At 61.4% G+C, this 632-nt stretch carries 1 protein-coding gene; it reads left to right on the top strand.

Going from position 1 to position 632, the window contains the following annotated elements; genetic code table 11:
* The coding region (locus tag ACG74X_RS21300; protein ID WP_411237324.1) for an ATP-binding protein at positions 1–533 on the top strand (533 nt) is incomplete at its 5' end.
* Positions 534–632: the final 99 nt, after the last annotated feature.

Raw genomic sequence — 632 nt, 5'->3', positions numbered from 1 at the left:
ACCGGCGTCAGATCCTCGCGCTCGCGCAAGGCGACTGGATCAAGGCCCGCGAACAAATCATCCTTACTGGCCAAACCGGCACCGGCAAGACCTGGCTTGCCTGCGCCTTCGCCCACCAGGCCGCACGTCTGGATCATTCCGTCTCCTATGTCCGCATGCCGCGGCTGTTCGAGGACATGGCCATGGCGCGCCTCGACGGGCGTTTCCCCCGCCTCGTCGACAAGCTGGCCCGCGTCCAGCTGCTGGTCCTCGACGACTGGGGCACGCATGGCTTGACCGACCAGCAGCGCCCCGATCTGCTCGAGCTCTTCGAGGAACGCTATCAGCGGCGGTCCACCATCATCACCGCCCAACTGCCCATCTCGGGCTGGCATGACATGATCGGCGAGCCCACCATTGCCGACGCCATCCTCGACCGGATTGTCCACAACGCCCACCGCATCGAACTCAAGGGAGACAGCATGCGAAGAAAAGACCGAAACGTGAACTTGACCTCCGCCGAAAACACCGAAACTATCCAAACCGAAACATGATCGCAGGCAGATGATCAGTCGCGCCCGAACTATCCGGGAATTACTGAGACGGCTGTCCGGGAATTAGCGTAATCGCTGTCCGGTATTTCTGAAATCCGC

This window comes from Marivita sp. S0852, assembly GCF_046591575.1.
In the GTDB taxonomy this organism is placed as follows: Bacteria; Pseudomonadota; Alphaproteobacteria; order Rhodobacterales; family Rhodobacteraceae; genus Marivita.
Note: the sequence above shows the minus strand (reverse complement) of the source record. Positions and strands in the feature narration are given on the sequence as shown.